The sequence below is a fragment of the Bradyrhizobium sp. 164 genome, from assembly GCF_023073715.1.
GTDB lineage: Bacteria > Pseudomonadota > Alphaproteobacteria > Rhizobiales > Xanthobacteraceae > Bradyrhizobium.
The window spans coordinates 24964-39677 of record NZ_JADPKA010000093.1 but is presented as its reverse complement, the minus strand read 5'-3'; the positions used below and the strand labels follow the sequence as shown (position 1 = coordinate 39677).

15 protein-coding genes are annotated in these 14714 nt (G+C 65.1%); 6 read left to right on the top strand and 9 right to left on the bottom strand.

What is annotated here, in order from left to right; all coding sequences use genetic code 11:
• Positions 1-57: 57 nt before the first annotated feature.
• Positions 58-213, bottom strand: a complete 156-nt coding sequence (locus IVB01_RS27555; RefSeq protein WP_008562090.1) for a DUF3096 domain-containing protein — start codon at positions 211-213, stop codon at positions 58-60.
• Positions 214-436: 223 nt separating this feature from the next.
• Here IVB01_RS27555 and IVB01_RS27550 point away from each other — a divergent pair, with 223 nt between their 5' ends.
• Positions 437-790 carry a DUF1236 domain-containing protein gene (locus tag IVB01_RS27550; RefSeq protein ID WP_247279670.1) on the top strand — a complete coding sequence of 118 codons (354 nt, stop codon included), beginning with the start codon at positions 437-439 and terminating at the stop codon, positions 788-790.
• Positions 791-1057: 267 nt separating this feature from the next.
• Here the strand turns inward: IVB01_RS27550 and glyS are convergent, their stop codons facing one another.
• The 6 genes from glyS to IVB01_RS27520 form a co-directional block, all read right to left on the bottom strand.
• Positions 1058-3157 (bottom strand): glycine--tRNA ligase subunit beta, encoded by a 2100-nt coding sequence (glyS, locus tag IVB01_RS27545; RefSeq protein ID WP_247495008.1) that lies wholly within the window; start codon positions 3155-3157, stop codon positions 1058-1060.
• Complete coding sequence (locus IVB01_RS27540; RefSeq protein ID WP_247279668.1) at positions 3157-4095, bottom strand: glycine--tRNA ligase subunit alpha; 939 nt, start codon at positions 4093-4095, stop codon at positions 3157-3159. The genes glyS and IVB01_RS27540 overlap by 1 nt, the downstream gene beginning before the upstream one ends.
• 201 nt (positions 4096-4296) lie before the next feature.
• On the bottom strand, positions 4297-4488 hold the full coding sequence (locus IVB01_RS27535; protein ID WP_247279667.1) for a hypothetical protein: 192 nt from the start codon (positions 4486-4488) through the stop codon (positions 4297-4299).
• Positions 4489-4593: 105 nt separating this feature from the next.
• Entirely contained in the window at positions 4594-5502 is a 909-nt protein-coding gene (locus IVB01_RS27530; protein ID WP_247279666.1) for a S49 family peptidase, read from the bottom strand.
• Between the two features lie 214 nt (positions 5503-5716).
• Positions 5717-6484, bottom strand: a complete 768-nt coding sequence (locus tag IVB01_RS27525) for a methyltransferase (RefSeq protein ID WP_247279665.1) — start codon at positions 6482-6484, stop codon at positions 5717-5719.
• Positions 6477-6704 (bottom strand): DUF2007 domain-containing protein, encoded by a 228-nt coding sequence (locus IVB01_RS27520; protein ID WP_247279664.1) that lies wholly within the window; start codon positions 6702-6704, stop codon positions 6477-6479. Before IVB01_RS27520 ends, IVB01_RS27525 begins: the two co-directional genes overlap by 8 nt.
• Positions 6705-6836: 132 nt before the next feature.
• Between IVB01_RS27520 and IVB01_RS27515 the strand changes: the two genes are divergently transcribed.
• The 5 genes from IVB01_RS27515 to IVB01_RS27495 all read left to right on the top strand — a co-directional run bounded on the left by IVB01_RS27515 (position 6837) and on the right by IVB01_RS27495 (position 11583).
• Positions 6837-7844, top strand: a complete 1008-nt coding sequence (locus IVB01_RS27515) for a polyprenyl synthetase family protein (RefSeq protein WP_247279663.1) — start codon at positions 6837-6839, stop codon at positions 7842-7844.
• Between the two features lie 411 nt (positions 7845-8255).
• On the top strand, positions 8256-8771 hold the full coding sequence (locus IVB01_RS27510) for a helix-turn-helix domain-containing protein (protein WP_247279662.1): 516 nt from the start codon (positions 8256-8258) through the stop codon (positions 8769-8771).
• Position 8772: 1 nt separating this feature from the next.
• Entirely contained in the window at positions 8773-10035 is a 1263-nt protein-coding gene (fabF, locus tag IVB01_RS27505; RefSeq protein WP_247279661.1) for a beta-ketoacyl-ACP synthase II, read from the top strand.
• Positions 10036-10079: 44 nt separating this feature from the next.
• Positions 10080-10712 carry a LysE family translocator gene (locus tag IVB01_RS27500; protein WP_247279660.1) on the top strand — a complete coding sequence of 211 codons (633 nt, stop codon included), beginning with the start codon at positions 10080-10082 and terminating at the stop codon, positions 10710-10712.
• Positions 10705-11583: an alpha/beta hydrolase gene (locus tag IVB01_RS27495; RefSeq protein WP_247279659.1), complete on the top strand. Its 879-nt coding sequence runs from the start codon at positions 10705-10707 to the stop codon at positions 11581-11583. Before IVB01_RS27500 ends, IVB01_RS27495 begins: the two co-directional genes overlap by 8 nt.
• A 103-nt stretch (positions 11584-11686) precedes the next feature.
• On the opposite strand, the gene IVB01_RS27490 is transcribed toward IVB01_RS27495, so the two are convergent.
• Positions 11687-12571, bottom strand: a complete 885-nt coding sequence (locus IVB01_RS27490; RefSeq protein WP_247279658.1) for a 4-(cytidine 5'-diphospho)-2-C-methyl-D-erythritol kinase — start codon at positions 12569-12571, stop codon at positions 11687-11689.
• A gap of 86 nt (positions 12572-12657) precedes the next feature.
• Complete coding sequence (locus IVB01_RS27485; RefSeq protein ID WP_247279657.1) at positions 12658-14454, bottom strand: tetratricopeptide repeat protein; 1797 nt, start codon at positions 14452-14454, stop codon at positions 12658-12660.
• Positions 14455-14714 lie beyond the last annotated feature (260 nt).

Sequence of the window (14714 nt, the reverse complement as noted above, 5' to 3'; positions counted from 1 at the left end):
GCCTTACACCACTTTGGGCGGGCCCGCGCAAGTCGGAGAGTTCCGAAAAGTGAACGCCTAGAAGCGGAGCCACTTCAGGAGCCCAAGCCCGATCGCGCCATTCACGATGAGAAAGATCGCGACGATAAGATTCAGGAGTCGCGGCATGATCAGGATGAGCACGCCCGCAATCAACGACAGGATCGGCGAAATGTGGGCGACGGTGATGTGCATGAATTATCTTTCTGTGGAGGTGGACGAATCGCGGGCGGATCATAGCGGCCCCGGTTCCGCGAGTAGAGACGCGGAAAGCCAATGCGAGTTCCCGGCTTCTCGAAAACTGCCCGAAATTGCCGCGGATACGGCAGGCCTTTTCCCGGAACATTGCGAAGTCGCATGCATTGGCCACCGGTTGCGCCACTGGCGCTTGCCAAACATCACATCGAAGGAGTTGCCCATGCGGAACAGGATTCTTGCCCTTGCAGCGCTGGGCGTTGCGATCGGCTCGCCCCTTGCGGCACAGGCGCAAAGCGATGTCACGGTGGGACGCGCGCCTACCGTGGTCGACAGTGCCCCCAGCATTGCCGTCGACCAGCGGCCGGCCTTCCGCGACTATGTCGTCGAACAACGTGTGCCGCCCTTCCGCATCCCGGATCGCGTGGTGGTGGGCGCCACCTTACCCGAGAGCGGCGTCACGTATTATGACGTGCCGCAGCGTTTCGGCGCCACCACCTATCGCTACACCGTCGTGAACGGCGAGACCGTGCTGGTCGAACCGCGCTCGCGTCGCATCGTCGAGGTGCTGGACTGAGACTGAGATCGACTACCTGAGATCGACTAGATGTCCGGCGCGCCACATCAGGCTGGCGCGAGCAGTGTTAAATCGGACATCAGGCCCCGCCCGGTCCTCCCCCCGCCGGGCGGGGCACTTTTTTGCGGGCTCCTGTTGCGCTCGTGTCCCGAGCAAGCGAAGCGCGACCCGGACCCGGAAGCCCCAAGCGCGCGGCGACATGGGGCCGGCTCTGCAGCGCATCACTCCGCGAAGGGCGGCGCGCTGCGCAGCGTCCGGGCACGAGCCTCAATCCTGAATCTTCGAGAAATCCGCCACCGCCCGTGTGGCGCTGCGAATCTCGTTCAGCAGCTTCAACCGATTCTCGCGCACCTTCGCATCGTCGTCATTGACGCGAACCTTGTCGAAGAACGAATCCACAGGCGGACGCAATTTCGCCAGAGTGCTCATGGCCGCGGCAAAGTCTTCCTTGGCGACGGCGGCGCTCGCTTCCGCCTTGACCTCGCCGATCGCTTTCGCCAGCGCCTTCTCTTCATCGAGGCTGTAGAGCGCAGCATCCGGCGCGCCGTCGAACGTACGCTTGTCCTTCTTCTCCTCGATCGAGAGGATGTTGCTGGCGCGCTTGGTGCCGGCCAGCAGGTTCTTGCCGTCGTCAGTGCCGAGAAACCTGCCCAGCGCCTCGACTCGGCGCACGATCATCAGAAGATCGTCCTGGCCGCCGAGCGCGAACACGGCATCGACGAGATCGTGACGCGCGCCCTGCTCGCGGAGCTGGACCTTGAGGCGGTCGGCGAAGAAGGCGAGCAGGTCTATCGGAAGCTTTTGCGCATCGGCCGGCTTAACCGACAAACCGGCGAGTGCGGACGCCGCCACCTTCATGACCGACAAACGCAGCGCGTTCTCGGCAATCAACCGGATCACCCCGAGGGCAGCTCTCCGCAGCGCATACGGATCCTTGCTCCCCGTCGGCTTCTCGTCGATGGCCCAAAAGCCAACGAGCGTATCGAGCTTATCGGCGAGCGCCACAGCAACGCTGACCGGATCGGACGGTACGCGATCGGCAGGTCCTTGCGGCTTGTAGTGCTCCTCGCAGGCGGCCGCGACCGAAGCGTCCTCGCCCTGCGCCAACGCATAATACTTGCCCATCAATCCCTGCACCTCGGGGAATTCGCCGACGACTTCGGTCAGCAGATCCGCCTTGGCCAGATGCGCGGCGCGCGTTGCCTTGCCAACGTCGGCGCCGACCAGCGGCGCGATCTCGGCCGCCAGGCGCTCGATGCGCTTGATTCGCGCGGCCTGCGTGCCGAGCTTCTCGTGGAACACGATCTGCTCGAATTTCGGCAGCCGCTCCTCGAGCTTGGTCTTCAGATCCGTTTCATAGAAGAACTTCGCATCACTGAGCCGCGCGCGGATGACCCGCTCGTTGCCGGCGATGATGGTCTTGCCGCCGTCGGTCGCCTCGATGTTGGCAACGAGGATGAACTTATTGGCGAGCTCGCCCGTCTTGGGATCGCGCACCACGAAGCACTTCTGGTTGTTGCGGATCGTGGCGCGGATGACTTCCGCGGGCGTCGTCAAGAATTCCGGCTCGAACGAGCCCATCAGCACGACCGGCCATTCGACGAGGCCGGCGACCTCGTCGAGCAGGTTCTGGTCCTCGACGAGCTCGAACCCTTGCGCGAAGGCGAGCTGCTTGGCGTCGGTGAGGATCGCATCCTTGCGGCGCTCAGGGTCGAGCACGACTTTTGCGGCGAGAAGTTTAGCCTCGTAGTCCTCGAAACGACGCACGGAAATCGCCGCAGGTGCGAGGAAGCGATGGCCGTAAGTGGTTTGGCCGGCCTCGATGCCGTCCACCGAGAACTTCACGACGTCGGGCTGTTCCGTCTCGAGCCCGAAAGTCGCGGTGATTGCGTGCAGCGGACGCACCCAGTTCAGCGATCCGGGTTTGCCGGAGCGCGCGCCCCAGCGCATCGCTTTCGGCCAGGGGAAGGTGCGGATGATCACCGGCAGGATTTCCGCGAGCACGTCGATCGCGGCGCTGCCGGGCTTCTCGATCAGCGCAATATAGAAGTCGCCCTTCGGATCCCGTTGGATTTTGGCTTCGTCGAGCGAATTCAAACCGGTCGCTTTCAGAAAGCCCTGCACGGCCGCATCGGGTGCGCCGATCTTCGGTCCGCGGCGTTCGGTCTTGAGGTCAGGCTGGCGCGCAGGGATGCCGTGCACGGTGAGCGCGAGGCGGCGCGGCGTCGCGAAAGCCCTTGCGCCCTCGTAGACGAGGCCTTCGGCGACCAGCCTGTCGGTGACCATGCGGCGCAGATCGTCGGCCGCCTTGGCCTGCATGCGCGCGGGGATTTCTTCCGAGAACAGTTCAAGCAAAAGATCGGGCATCAGGCCGCTCCGCCCGCTTCAGTATGGATCCAGGCTTCGCCACAGGCCTTGGCCAGCTCGCGCACGCGCAGAATGTAGCTCTGCCGCTCGGTCACGGAGATCACGCCGCGCGCATCGAGCAGATTGAAGACGTGGCTCGCCCTGATGCACTGGTCATAGGCCGGCAGTGCCATCAGATGCTGCCTGCTGTTGTCGCCTTCGCGCCAGCCGGCGTCCAGATATTTCCTGCAGGCCGCTTCGGCCATCCTGAACTGCTCGAACAGCATCGCGGTGTCGGCATGTTCAAAGTTGTGCCGCGAATATTCCTGCTCGGCTTGCAGGAAGACGTCGCCATAGGTGACCCTGGCGTCGCCATCGCGGCCGTTGAAGTTGAGGTCGTAGACGCGATCGACGCCCTGCACATACATCGCGAGGCGCTCGAGCCCGTAGGTGAGCTCGCCCGCCACCGGCGCGCATTCGAAGCCCGCGACCTGCTGGAAATAGGTGAACTGGCTGACTTCCATACCGTCGCACCAGCATTCCCACCCGAGGCCCCAGGCGCCCAGCGTCGGGCTCTCCCAATCGTCCTCGACGAAGCGGATGTCGTGCACGGCGGAATCGATGCCGATCGCGGCGAGCGACTTCAGGTACAGCTCCTGAAGGTTCGGCGGCGACGGCTTCATGATCACCTGGAACTGGTAGTAGTGCTGCATCCGGTTCGGGTTCTCGCCGTAGCGACCGTCCTTGGGCCGGCGCGAGGGCTGCACATAGGCCGCGTTCCACGGCTTTGGCCCGAGCGCGCGCAGGGTGGTCGCCGGATGAAAGGTGCCCGCGCCCATCTCCATGTCGTAGGGCTGCAGGATCACGCAGCCCTGCTCGGCCCAGAACCGCTGGAGCGCGAGGATGAAGCCCTGGAACGAGCGTTCCGGGCGCATATGGGCGGGCAAGGAGGCGTCCATCGTCAGATCAGGCTCTCGCGGGGGGGGGTTTTGAATCGCGCGGGACCGTATCGGCGGCGGGGATGGGAATCAAGGCGAAGGGGGCGGGAAAGCAGCCCAGTTCTCCGTCATAGCCGAGCTGTCCCTGCCATCCACGAATGTTTGGCGCGGCACGAAGAACGTGGATGCCCGGGAGAAGCCCGGGCATGACGAATGGCGCAACTACCCCGGGCGGTAAGCTCCGGTCACGGGGTCACGTTTCAGCGTCTGGATGTCCCCCATATGGGCGGCTTCGGTGACGCGCGACAAGCGCATCTCCTCCAGCTCCTGGTTGATCCGGACAGCGGTCTTGTAGGCCCAGCGGACCACGGCAAGCCCGCCCAGCACGCCCGCGAAAGCGACGAACGGCGGCATCGGTCGATCCTTGTCTAGTGCTCAGCCCCCACGCGCATTGTTGCGCAGATGGACCTGCGCCGCAATCGGAGGGCAGAGGGGCCAAATGGCGCGGGAGTGCGAGCCCTAGAACCCGAATTTCGCCCAAATCGCCCGCGTCTCGACCGCCGAGATCAGCTCATCAGGCAGACCGGCCATTGTTTCCAGCGCCGAAAGCTGACCCGCCCCGGGCGATTTCCGGCCCAGAAGACCGGACAACAGACCGGTCGGCTGCGCGATCACAGGGGTGAGAACCTTCTCGCCGTAGCGGGCACGAAGAGTTGAGCGGAGATCGCCGATGCTGTCGGCGAGCCCTAGCGCGACCGCGCTCTCGCCCGCCCAATATTCGCCCGTGAACAGGGTGTCGTCGGTGCCCCTCAGGCGTCCGCCGCGGCTGTCCTTTACCAGGGCAATGAAGATCTGGTGGATCTCACGCTGGATCGCCTTCAGCTTCGCCACGTCATCAGGATTTTCCGGGAGGAACGGATCGAGCATCGCCTTATGGGCCCCGGCGGTGTAGAGGCGCCGCTCGACGCCGAGCCGCTTGATAGCCTCCTGGAAACCAAAACTGCCACCGACCACGCCGATCGAACCGAGGATCGAAGAGGGATCGCAGATGATCTCATCGCCGGCACAGGCGATCATGTAGCCGCCTGAGGCGGCGACGTCCTCGACGAAGACCAGCACGGGCAGCTTCTTCTCCGCCGCGAGCTGCTTGATGCGCAGGTAGATCTGGCGCGACTGCACCGGCGAGCCGCCAGGCGAATTGATCACCAAGGCCACCGCCTTGGCGTTGCGATGTGAAAACGCCCGCTCCAGCACGCGCGCTACGCCCGCGAGCGTCATGCCGGGGCGCAGCGGCGTCACTGCGCCGATCACGCCGGACAGCCGCACCACGGGCACAATTGGCGTGCCGGGCCGGAAACGCGCCGGCAGATATTGCATGAGCTTGTCGGCCAGGCCGGAACTCTCACGATCGTTCAAATGTTCGGCCATGCCGTTACCTCTGTTTAACCATTTTTTATCACGCGACTGTCATTGGAAGTGCCTGGAACGTGTTTTGCAGATTTCCCGTTGGGAGGCTGCAATGAGGCAGCGGAGAACGCCATGAAAATCTATTTGCTGATGCTGCTGATCGGTGCGCTGTTCATGGCGATCCGCCTGACGACGCCGCAGGAACAGCAGTCGGAATCGCTTCCGCAATAAGCAATCACGGCTCCGCCAGCGGCAAGACCGCCCTCCCCTCCAGAATCTCCTTCACCTCTTTTTCAGGCACGCCCGACTCGTCGTTGAGCATGAGCCCCGGCAGCACTCGCGCCGGCGCCCGGCCGCCTTTCACCGCGCGCACCAGCACCCGGATCGCGGGCCGTCCCGCCTCGCCGTGAACCGGCAGGATCGAGAGACTGCCGAAGCCCCGTGACAGCGCTGCCAGGACGTCGGCGATCCCATCTGCACGCCAGATCAACGTCAGCACGCCGTTCGATCGGAGGATGCGCCGCGCCGCATACACCCATGCATTCAGTGTCTCGTCCCTCGCGACATGGGCGGTGTGACGCGCCTGGTCCGGCGAGCCGCGATGCCGAACCGGATCGTTGAAAGGCGGGTTCATCAGCACCACGTCGACGCTGTCGGGCACGAGCCCATTTGCCGCAAACGCCTGTGCATCGGCAGTGACGTCGAGCACGATCGTCTCGGCGGCAATTCCATTCGCCGCCGCATTGGACCGCGCAAGCTCTGCCAGCACCGGATCGATCTCGACCAGGCCGAGCCGCAATCCAGCCACGCGCCTGGCAAGCGCGAGGCCCGCCGTACCGATGCCGGCGCCGAGATCGATCACGCGATCGCCCGCCTTGGCCGCGGTCGCCGCCGCAAGCAGGATGGCGTCGTGTCCGGCGCGATGGCCGGATCGCTTCTGCTTCAGGCGCAACTGCCCGCCGAGAAAGGTGTCCTCGGTGATATCAGCTGCGGCCTCAATCATCGCCGCGCAATTCGTGGCTGAGCCCGGCCGCGGTGAGAAGCTGGCGGGCCTCGAGGGCGTCATCCTCATGGACCAGGATCCGCCGCGGCAAAATGCCGAGCGAGCCCTCGATGATGCTCATGTTCTGGTCAAGCACCAGATGATGGATATTGGCACCGTCGAGCAGCGCGCCGATCGCTGACACCAGCACCATGTCGTTGGTCCGAACCAGTTCACGCAAACGCAGGTCTCCTGCCTGAAAAAGAGGGAAGCGGCAAATGTCAATGGTTCCGCGGCACTTGCCGCATCCGCCACCAGTTTCTATTGTCTTTCCATCAGAATAGCCCTTCCGGGGCAAATATTGGAGACCGGCGTGGCCGTCATCGTACCTTTCGAAACTCCCGGCGCGTCGATCGAAGAGCTGGTTGCCCTTGTCGCCGGTGACATGGAGCGCGTCAACGCCACGATTCTGTCGCGGACCGGTTCGGATGTGACCATGATCCCGGAGGTCGCCAATCATTTGATCTCCTCCGGGGGAAAACGCCTGCGGCCGATGCTGACGCTCGCCATGGCCAACCTCGCCGGCTACACCGGCGACGGCCACATCAAGCTCGCCGCCTCCGTCGAGTTCATGCATACCGCGACCCTGCTCCACGACGACGTCGTCGACGAAAGCGAGATGCGCCGAGGCAAGCTGTCGGCGCGCATGCTCTGGGGCAACGAGGCGAGCGTGCTGGTCGGCGACTTCCTGCTCGGCCAAGCCTTCCGCATGATGGTCGAGGTCGGCTCGCTGCGCGCGCTGGACATCCTCTCTGCGGCCGCCGCGACCATCGCCGAGGGCGAGGTGATGCAGCTCGCCGCGGCCAAGAACACCGCGACCACCGAGGACGAATATCTCGCCGTGATCCGCGGCAAGACGGCCGAGCTGTTCGCCGCCGCCTGCGAGGTCGGCCCCGTGATCGCCAACCGCCCGAAGGCGGAGCAGACCGCCTGCCGCTCGGTCGGCATGAATCTCGGCATCGCCTTCCAGCTCGTCGACGACGTGCTCGACTATGGCGGCAAGAGCGCCAAGCTCGGCAAGAACACCGGCGACGATTTCCGCGAAGGCAAGATCACGCTGCCGGTGGTGCTCGCCTTCCGCCGCGGCAACGACACCGAGCGCGCCTTCTGGATTCGGGCACTGGAGCGCGGCGACATCGGCGATTCCGATCTCGACCACGCCATCGGCCTGATGAACAAGCACCGCGCGCTGGAGGACACGCTGAGCCGCGCCCAGCACTACGGCGCCATGGCCGTGGACGCGCTGGCACTGTTCCCGTCCTCGCCGATGAAGAGCGCGCTGGAACAGGTCGTGGCGTTCTGTCTGGCGCGATCACATTAAGCGTGACAGCCTGACGCGCTTTCCACTCGTCATTGCGAACTCAGCGAAGCAATCCGAAATCCTTCCGCGGTGGCGATCTGGATTGCTTCGCTCCGCTCCCAATGACGGAGCGTTAGGCAGCATCGCACTCCCTCCCGTGTCCCGGACGCGCTGCAACGCTCTTCGCGGGGCCGCGCAGAGCCGGGACTCACGCGGCACGCGCAGCTAGATGGGTCCCGGCTCCGCAGCGCACCGCCAAGAGGCGCTGCGCTGCGTCCGAAGCACGAGCGCGGTCCGGCAAGTGCCCACCGCACATTCCTACCAGACGCGCTGTCTCCCCCACCGAACCATCATATCACTTACACTGCTCGCGCCTGCTGCTGCCCGCTCCAGTCACTTGCTTTTTGCAAGTCACTCACTTACCTTCCTGCCATGCAGCCCAAATCTTCCTCCATCCTGGAATGCCCTGTCGGCCGCGCCGTGCAGACGGTTGGCGAATGGTGGAGCATTTTGATCCTGCGCGATGCCTTTCAGGGCGCGACGAAATTCGACGAGTTTTCGCAAAGCCTCGGGATCGCGCCGAACATCCTGTCGCGGCGGCTCGCCCATCTCACCGAGAACGGCATGTTTGTTCGCCGCCGCTATCATGAGCGGCCGCCGCGCTACGAATATGCGCTGACGGACAAGGCGCGGGATTTCTTTCCCGTGATCGTGGCGCTGCTCGCCTGGGGCAACAAGCATCTCGCTCCAGAGGGCGAAGCCATCCGGCTGGCGAGCCGCGACGAGATCCGCCCGTTCGATCCTGTCGTCGTCGATGCCGCCGACCTGCGTCCGATCACGCTCACCAATGCAGTCGTCATCGCAGGTCCACGCGCCAGCCGCGGGATGCGCAAACGACTCGCTTCACTCAAGGCCATGAACCCGGCCGTCGCGCCGTCTGGAGACTGACATGCGTCGTATCGTCGTGACGGGAATGGGCGCGGTGTCGCCGCTTGGCTGCGGTGTCGAGCGGTCTTGGCGCCGGCTGCTGGCCAGTCAAAGCGGGCTGCGCCCTCTGCCCGAATGGGCGCAGGTACTGCCGGCGCACATCGCCGGACTCGTGCCCGACAAGGGCGATGACGCCGAAGCCGGCTTCGATCCCGCACAGGCGGCTGCGCCAAAAGACCAGCGCAAGATGGACCGCTTCATCCTGTTCGCGCTGCTCGCCACCGCAGAAGCAGTGTCGCAAGCCAAATGGATGCCGCAGGACGCCGCGGCGCTGGCGCGGACTGCGACGATCATCGCTTCCGGCGTCGGCGGCTTTCCGGCGATCGCAGAGGCGGTGCGCATCACGGAGCAGCGCGGCGCGCGCCGGCTCTCGCCCTTCACGATCCCCTCGTTCCTCGCCAATCTCGCCGCTGGCCACGTCTCGATCAGATACGGCTACAAGGGACCGCTGGGCACGCCCGTCACCGCCTGCGCGGCCGGGGTCCAGGCGATCGGCGATGCCGCGCGCATGATTCGCGCCGACGAGATCGACGTCGCAATCTGCGGCGGTGCGGAGGCCTGTATCGATATCGTCAGCCTCGGTGGCTTTGCTGCGGCACGTGCGCTGTCGAGCGGCTTCAACGATGAGCCTGCACGCGCCTCGCGCCCGTTCGATCGCGACCGCGACGGTTTTGTGATGGGCGAAGGCGCCGGCATCCTAGTGATCGAGGAACTGGAGCATGCGCTGGCGCGCGGCGCGGCGCCGATCGCGGAGATCGTCGGCTATGGCACGACGGCGGATGCCTATCACATGACCTCAGGGCCGCCCGACGGTGATGGCGCCCGCCGCGCCATGGAGATCGCGCTTCGGCAGGCGAACCTTGCGCCCTCGGATGTGCAGCACCTCAACGCCCATGCGACATCGACGCCCGCCGGCGACGAGAGCGAGCTTGGCGCCATCGCCGCGCTGTTCGGCCGTGACCGCGGCATTGCCGTGAGCGCGACCAAATCGGCCACCGGCCATCTGCTCGGCGCCGCCGGCGGGTTGGAGGCGATCTTCACCGTGCTGGCTTTACGCGACCAGATCGCGCCGCCGACGCTTAATCTCGAAAACCCGGATCCTGGCGCTGACGGCATCGACATCGTCGCCGGCGCAGCGCGGCCGATGCCGATCCAGAGCGCCATCTCGAACGGCTTCGGATTTGGCGGGGTCAATGCCAGCGTGATCTTCCGCCGGATGGGCTAAACGAGGGGCCTTGCAATCGCGTCAGGCTTCGCTACCAAAACACAATGATCACGACGAATTTCTGGCTGTTCCTGGTGGCAGCTTGTCTCATTGCCGCCGTTCCCGGCCCCGGCATCTTCTATGTCGCGGCACGGACATTATCGGAGGGACGCGTCAGCGGTTTCGCATCGACTGCGGGCACGGCGCTGGGCGGACTGGTTCATGTGGTGGCGGGCAGCCTCGGCATCTCCGCGATCATCCTGGCCAGCGCCGAACTGTTCGCCGCAGTGAAATTTATCGGCGCGCTCTATCTGGTCTGGCTCGGTATCAAGACTTTTCGCAGCGCCGGCCGGGCACCGTCTCTCGAGAGCGAGCCCATCGGCGACAATCGCGCCTTTCGCGACGGCGTGCTGGTGGAGGCGCTGAACCCGAAGACCGCCGCGTTCTTCCTCACCTTCATTCCGCAGTTCCTCGATCCCGCGGGATCGAACCCCGCGCTGCAATTCGTCCTCCTCGGCGCAATCTCGGTGACGCTGAACACGCTCGCCGATGCGGTGGTGGTGCTGATGGCAGCAGCGACGCGCAAGCAGCTGATCGGACGGCCGCATCTGATGCGGCGCCTCACGCAGGGCTCGGGCGTCTTCATCGCCGGCCTCGGCCTGTCGCTCGCGCTGGCCCGGCGGCCGGCAAATGGCTAGCGCCCCGCAAAGCCGGTTCTATGAATCGCACGGCCTCCGGCTACATTTTGCCGATTGGGGCAACGAAAACGCGCCCACCGCCGTCCTGGTTCACGGCGGCCGCGATCATTGCCGGAGCTGGGACGTCATCGCTCGATCGCTGCAGCCGCATTTCCACGTGCTCGCACCCGACCTGCGCGGACACGGCGATTCCGATTGGACCCGAGGCGGCAGCTACGCGCTGACGGAATATGTCTACGATCTTGCCCAGCTTGTCCGCATCATTGCTGCGCCGCAGGTGACGCTCATCGGCCATTCGATGGGCGGCATGGTCAGTCTGATCTTTTCGGGCTCATTCCCCGAGCTGGTCTCCAAGCTCGTCGTCCTTGACGGCGTGACCATGTTGCCGGACACGCCGAAGCCGCCGGTGCATGAGCGCATCGGCAAATGGGTGGCGCAGCTCGACAAGCTGCACGACCGCACGCCGCGCCGCTATTCGACGCTCGAGGCCGCAGCCGCGCAGATGATGCTTCACAACAAGCGGCTGTCCCGCGACCTCGCGCTGCATCTCGCCACCCATGGCGCGCGGCAGAACGAGGACGGCACCTATAGCTGGAAGTTCGATCCCTACCAGCGCGCCAGTGCGCCGCACCGGCTCTGGCCAGACGACCACGTCGAACTCTGGGCGCGCATCGCCTGCCCGACGCTGCTGCTCAATGCCGGCGAAAGTTTTCTGGTCGGCGCAAAGGCAGCGGGCCTGGAGAGGTATTTCCAGAACGCGCGCGTCGAGACCATCGCCGGGGCGGGACACTGGCTGCAGCATGACAAGCCGCAAGAGGTGCTGGCTAAGATCCGGCGGTTTCTCGGGCTCGACAAGCAAAGTGCGGATTAGCTCACAACGTAGCCTTCATGAGCGCAACGACATGCAGGGCGCGGCAAGAAAGAATCCCGGATCGCATCGCTCATCCGGGCTGCGCAGCGTCTCCGCGGAAATACTAGCTCAACGTCCCCGCATGCACCCACCAGCCGGGATGATCGCGCCGGATCCTTTCGGCGGCGGCATGGGCGTCGGTGGGCGCGCCGTAGATCGCAAAGCACGTCGCGCCGGAGCCGGACATGCGGGCGAGCTTGACGCCGGCAGAGGCACGCAAGGCTTGCAGGACCTTGCCGATCACCGGCTCGATGCGCATTGCGGGCGCTTCGAGGTCGTTGGGGACAGTTTCGAGAACGTCGACCCAGTCAGCGATCGAGGCCCCCTCCTCCGGCCAGGCCGGAGCGCGGATGACGTCGGTGACGCCGACCAGGAGCTCGCCATTGCGCAGGCCCAGCGCCTGGAACACGTCCTTGGTCGCGACCGGCACCCGCGGATTGACCATGACGCAGGGCATGTTCGGCAGCGCGAGCGGCAGCAGTTGCTCGCCGACTCCGGTCATGTCGCAGGCCCGCGAGAGCAGGCACACCGGCACGTCGGCGCCAGTTGCGAGCGCGACGTTCTGGAGACGGGGATCATCGAGCGACAAATCGTTGAGACGGGCCAAGAGCCGAAGCGCCGCCGCGGCATCCGCCGAGCCACCGCCGATGCCGGCCGCGACGGGGAGCACCTTGTCGAGCACGAAGGCGCCCAGCTTCAGGCCCGGTACGGCCTCAGCCAGAAGCTTGGCGGCCTTGAGCACGAGATTGTCGGCGTTATCGCCGCAGGCTGTGGCCAGCGGTCCGGTGGTTGTGAGCTTCAACTCGCCGCCGGGCTCCAGCGTCAGCCGGTCGGCGCAGTCGGCAAACGCAACCACGCTTTCGAGATCATGATAGCCGTCGGCACGACGGCCGACGACGCGAAGGCTCAGATTGACCTTCGCCCGCCCCAGTTCAATCAACGCCGACATCGGCGACACGCCCCCAGAACCTACGTCTTTCCTTCACATGATCTTGCCGAAAAAGCGCTACACGATTTCCGGATCACGCGCTCAGCTCAGCCGCCCTTGCCGTCGTCCTTCTTCTTCTCGGCCTGCGCCGCCGAAGAGTTCGAATTGTCGTCCGGCAGACCGTTGGCGATCTTGGCCTCGATCTTCGGCAGTTCTTCCGGCTCGGGCTTGAGATCGCGCGCATGCGACCACTGGAATTTTGCTTCCAGCGTGCGGCCGACGCGCCAGTAGGCGTCGCCGAGGTGATCGTTGATGGTGGGATCCTCGGGCTTGAGATCGATCGCGCGTTCGAGGTTCTTCACCGCCTCCTCGTAATTGCCGATGCGGTAATAGGCCCAGCCGAGGGAGTCCACGATATAGCCGTCGTCGGGACGCTGCTCGACGGCGCGCTTGATCATCTTCATGCCTTCGTCGAGATTCACGCCCTGGTCAATCCAGGAATAGCCGAGATAGTTGAGGACGTGCGGCTGGTCGGGCTGGAGCTCTAGCGCCTTCTTCATGTCGGCTTCGGCCTTGGCCCACTGCTTGGAGCGCTCCTCGCAGATGCCGCGATAGTAATACCAGACGCTGTTGGCCTTGTCGTTGCCGGGCGGCAGCACCTCGATCCCTTGCGAATAGGTCGCGCCGCAGTCGCCGAACCGCTTGCGGCCACGCTCGATATTGCCGAGCGCCATGATGGCTTCGAGGTCCTTGGAATCCTCCGACGTGACGCCCTTGAGGATCTTGATCGCCTCGTCGGTGCGGTCGGCGGAATCAAGGTCGATGGCGAGCTGGATCTGCGCGTTGCGCTTGAGCGGCGAGGACGAGGGCACGCGCTCATAGACCTTGATCGCCATCTGCGGCCGCTTCACCGATTCATAGAGGTCGGCGAGCGAGAGCAGCGCCAGCGGATGGCTGGGCTGGAGGTAGAGCGAGAGCTGGAGATAGACCAGCGCCAGATCCTCGCCGCCGCGGCGGGTCAGCGTGGCGCCGATGCCGTAGAGCGCTTCGGCGGCGCCGGCTTGCGCGGAATCGACGAGCGGCGGCATCTTCTTGCCCGCCTTGGTCTCGCGCAGGCCTTCCAAGATCAGCGGATGACGGGCGAGCTTCTTGTCGAAAGCCTGGTAGACGGTAGTCGCCGCGGCGGAATCCTTGTTGCGCGACAGCCAGCGCGCATAGGCCTCGGTGATGCGCAGCATGGAATCGTCGAGCTTGTAGGCGCGCTCGAAGCGGGTGCCGGCGTCCTTCTCCTTGCCGGAGAGCTCGAGGATCATGCCGGCGTGCAGATCCTTGAACAGCGGATACCATTCCGGACCGGCCAGCTTGTCGATGGTGGCGACACCGCCCTTGGCATCGCCCGCACCATAGGCGGCCCAGCCCGACAACAGCGTGGCGACGAGATCAGTGATCGGACCTCGGATCGACTGGTTGATGTTGGTTTGCGCCGCCGCGTACTTCTTCAGCTTGAGATCGTGAACGCCGACGACGAGCCGCGCGACGCGGTTGGTCTTGTCGATGGTGAGGATGCGCTCGGCGAGTTTGACCGCCTCGTCGATGTCGCCGTCGGCGACCGAGGAGATGAAGGCACGGTCGAGCAGTTCGTTGTTCTTCGGATCGGTGCGCAGGGCCGAGCGGTAGAACGCCGCGGCCGAGGTCGCGTCGCGCTCGACGCTGGCGTGGCGGGCGGCGAGATAGCTGCCGGCGCCGGTGAGCGACTTCAGATCGTTCCGGGTCGGAAACTGCGCCGCCGTGTTCTCCGGGTGATCCGGCGTCTGCGCCAGGACCGCGCCGGGGACCGCCATGATCGCGGTGCCCATGAAGGCGATGGCGGCAGCAGTCCAGCGGTTGAAACGATTTGAAAACATCAGGGCTCGCCTTGAGTTGGTAGTGCCTGGGTTTGCAGCAGAGGCCGTATCGCATGCGAACGCGGCCGGTGGCATCGGGACCCGGAACCGTCAGGCCAGACAATGCCGCTTTTGGCGCCTCGCCGCAAGGATTCGGACCGGCGATCCCCGGCGCACGTCCCAACGCGGCCAAGTGAATCCGCCAACAGCGCCCCAAGACGCCGCTACTATGGCCTTATCGTGGCCGCCAGCCGCTCCGGCGGCCCCCGGTCTCACGCGAA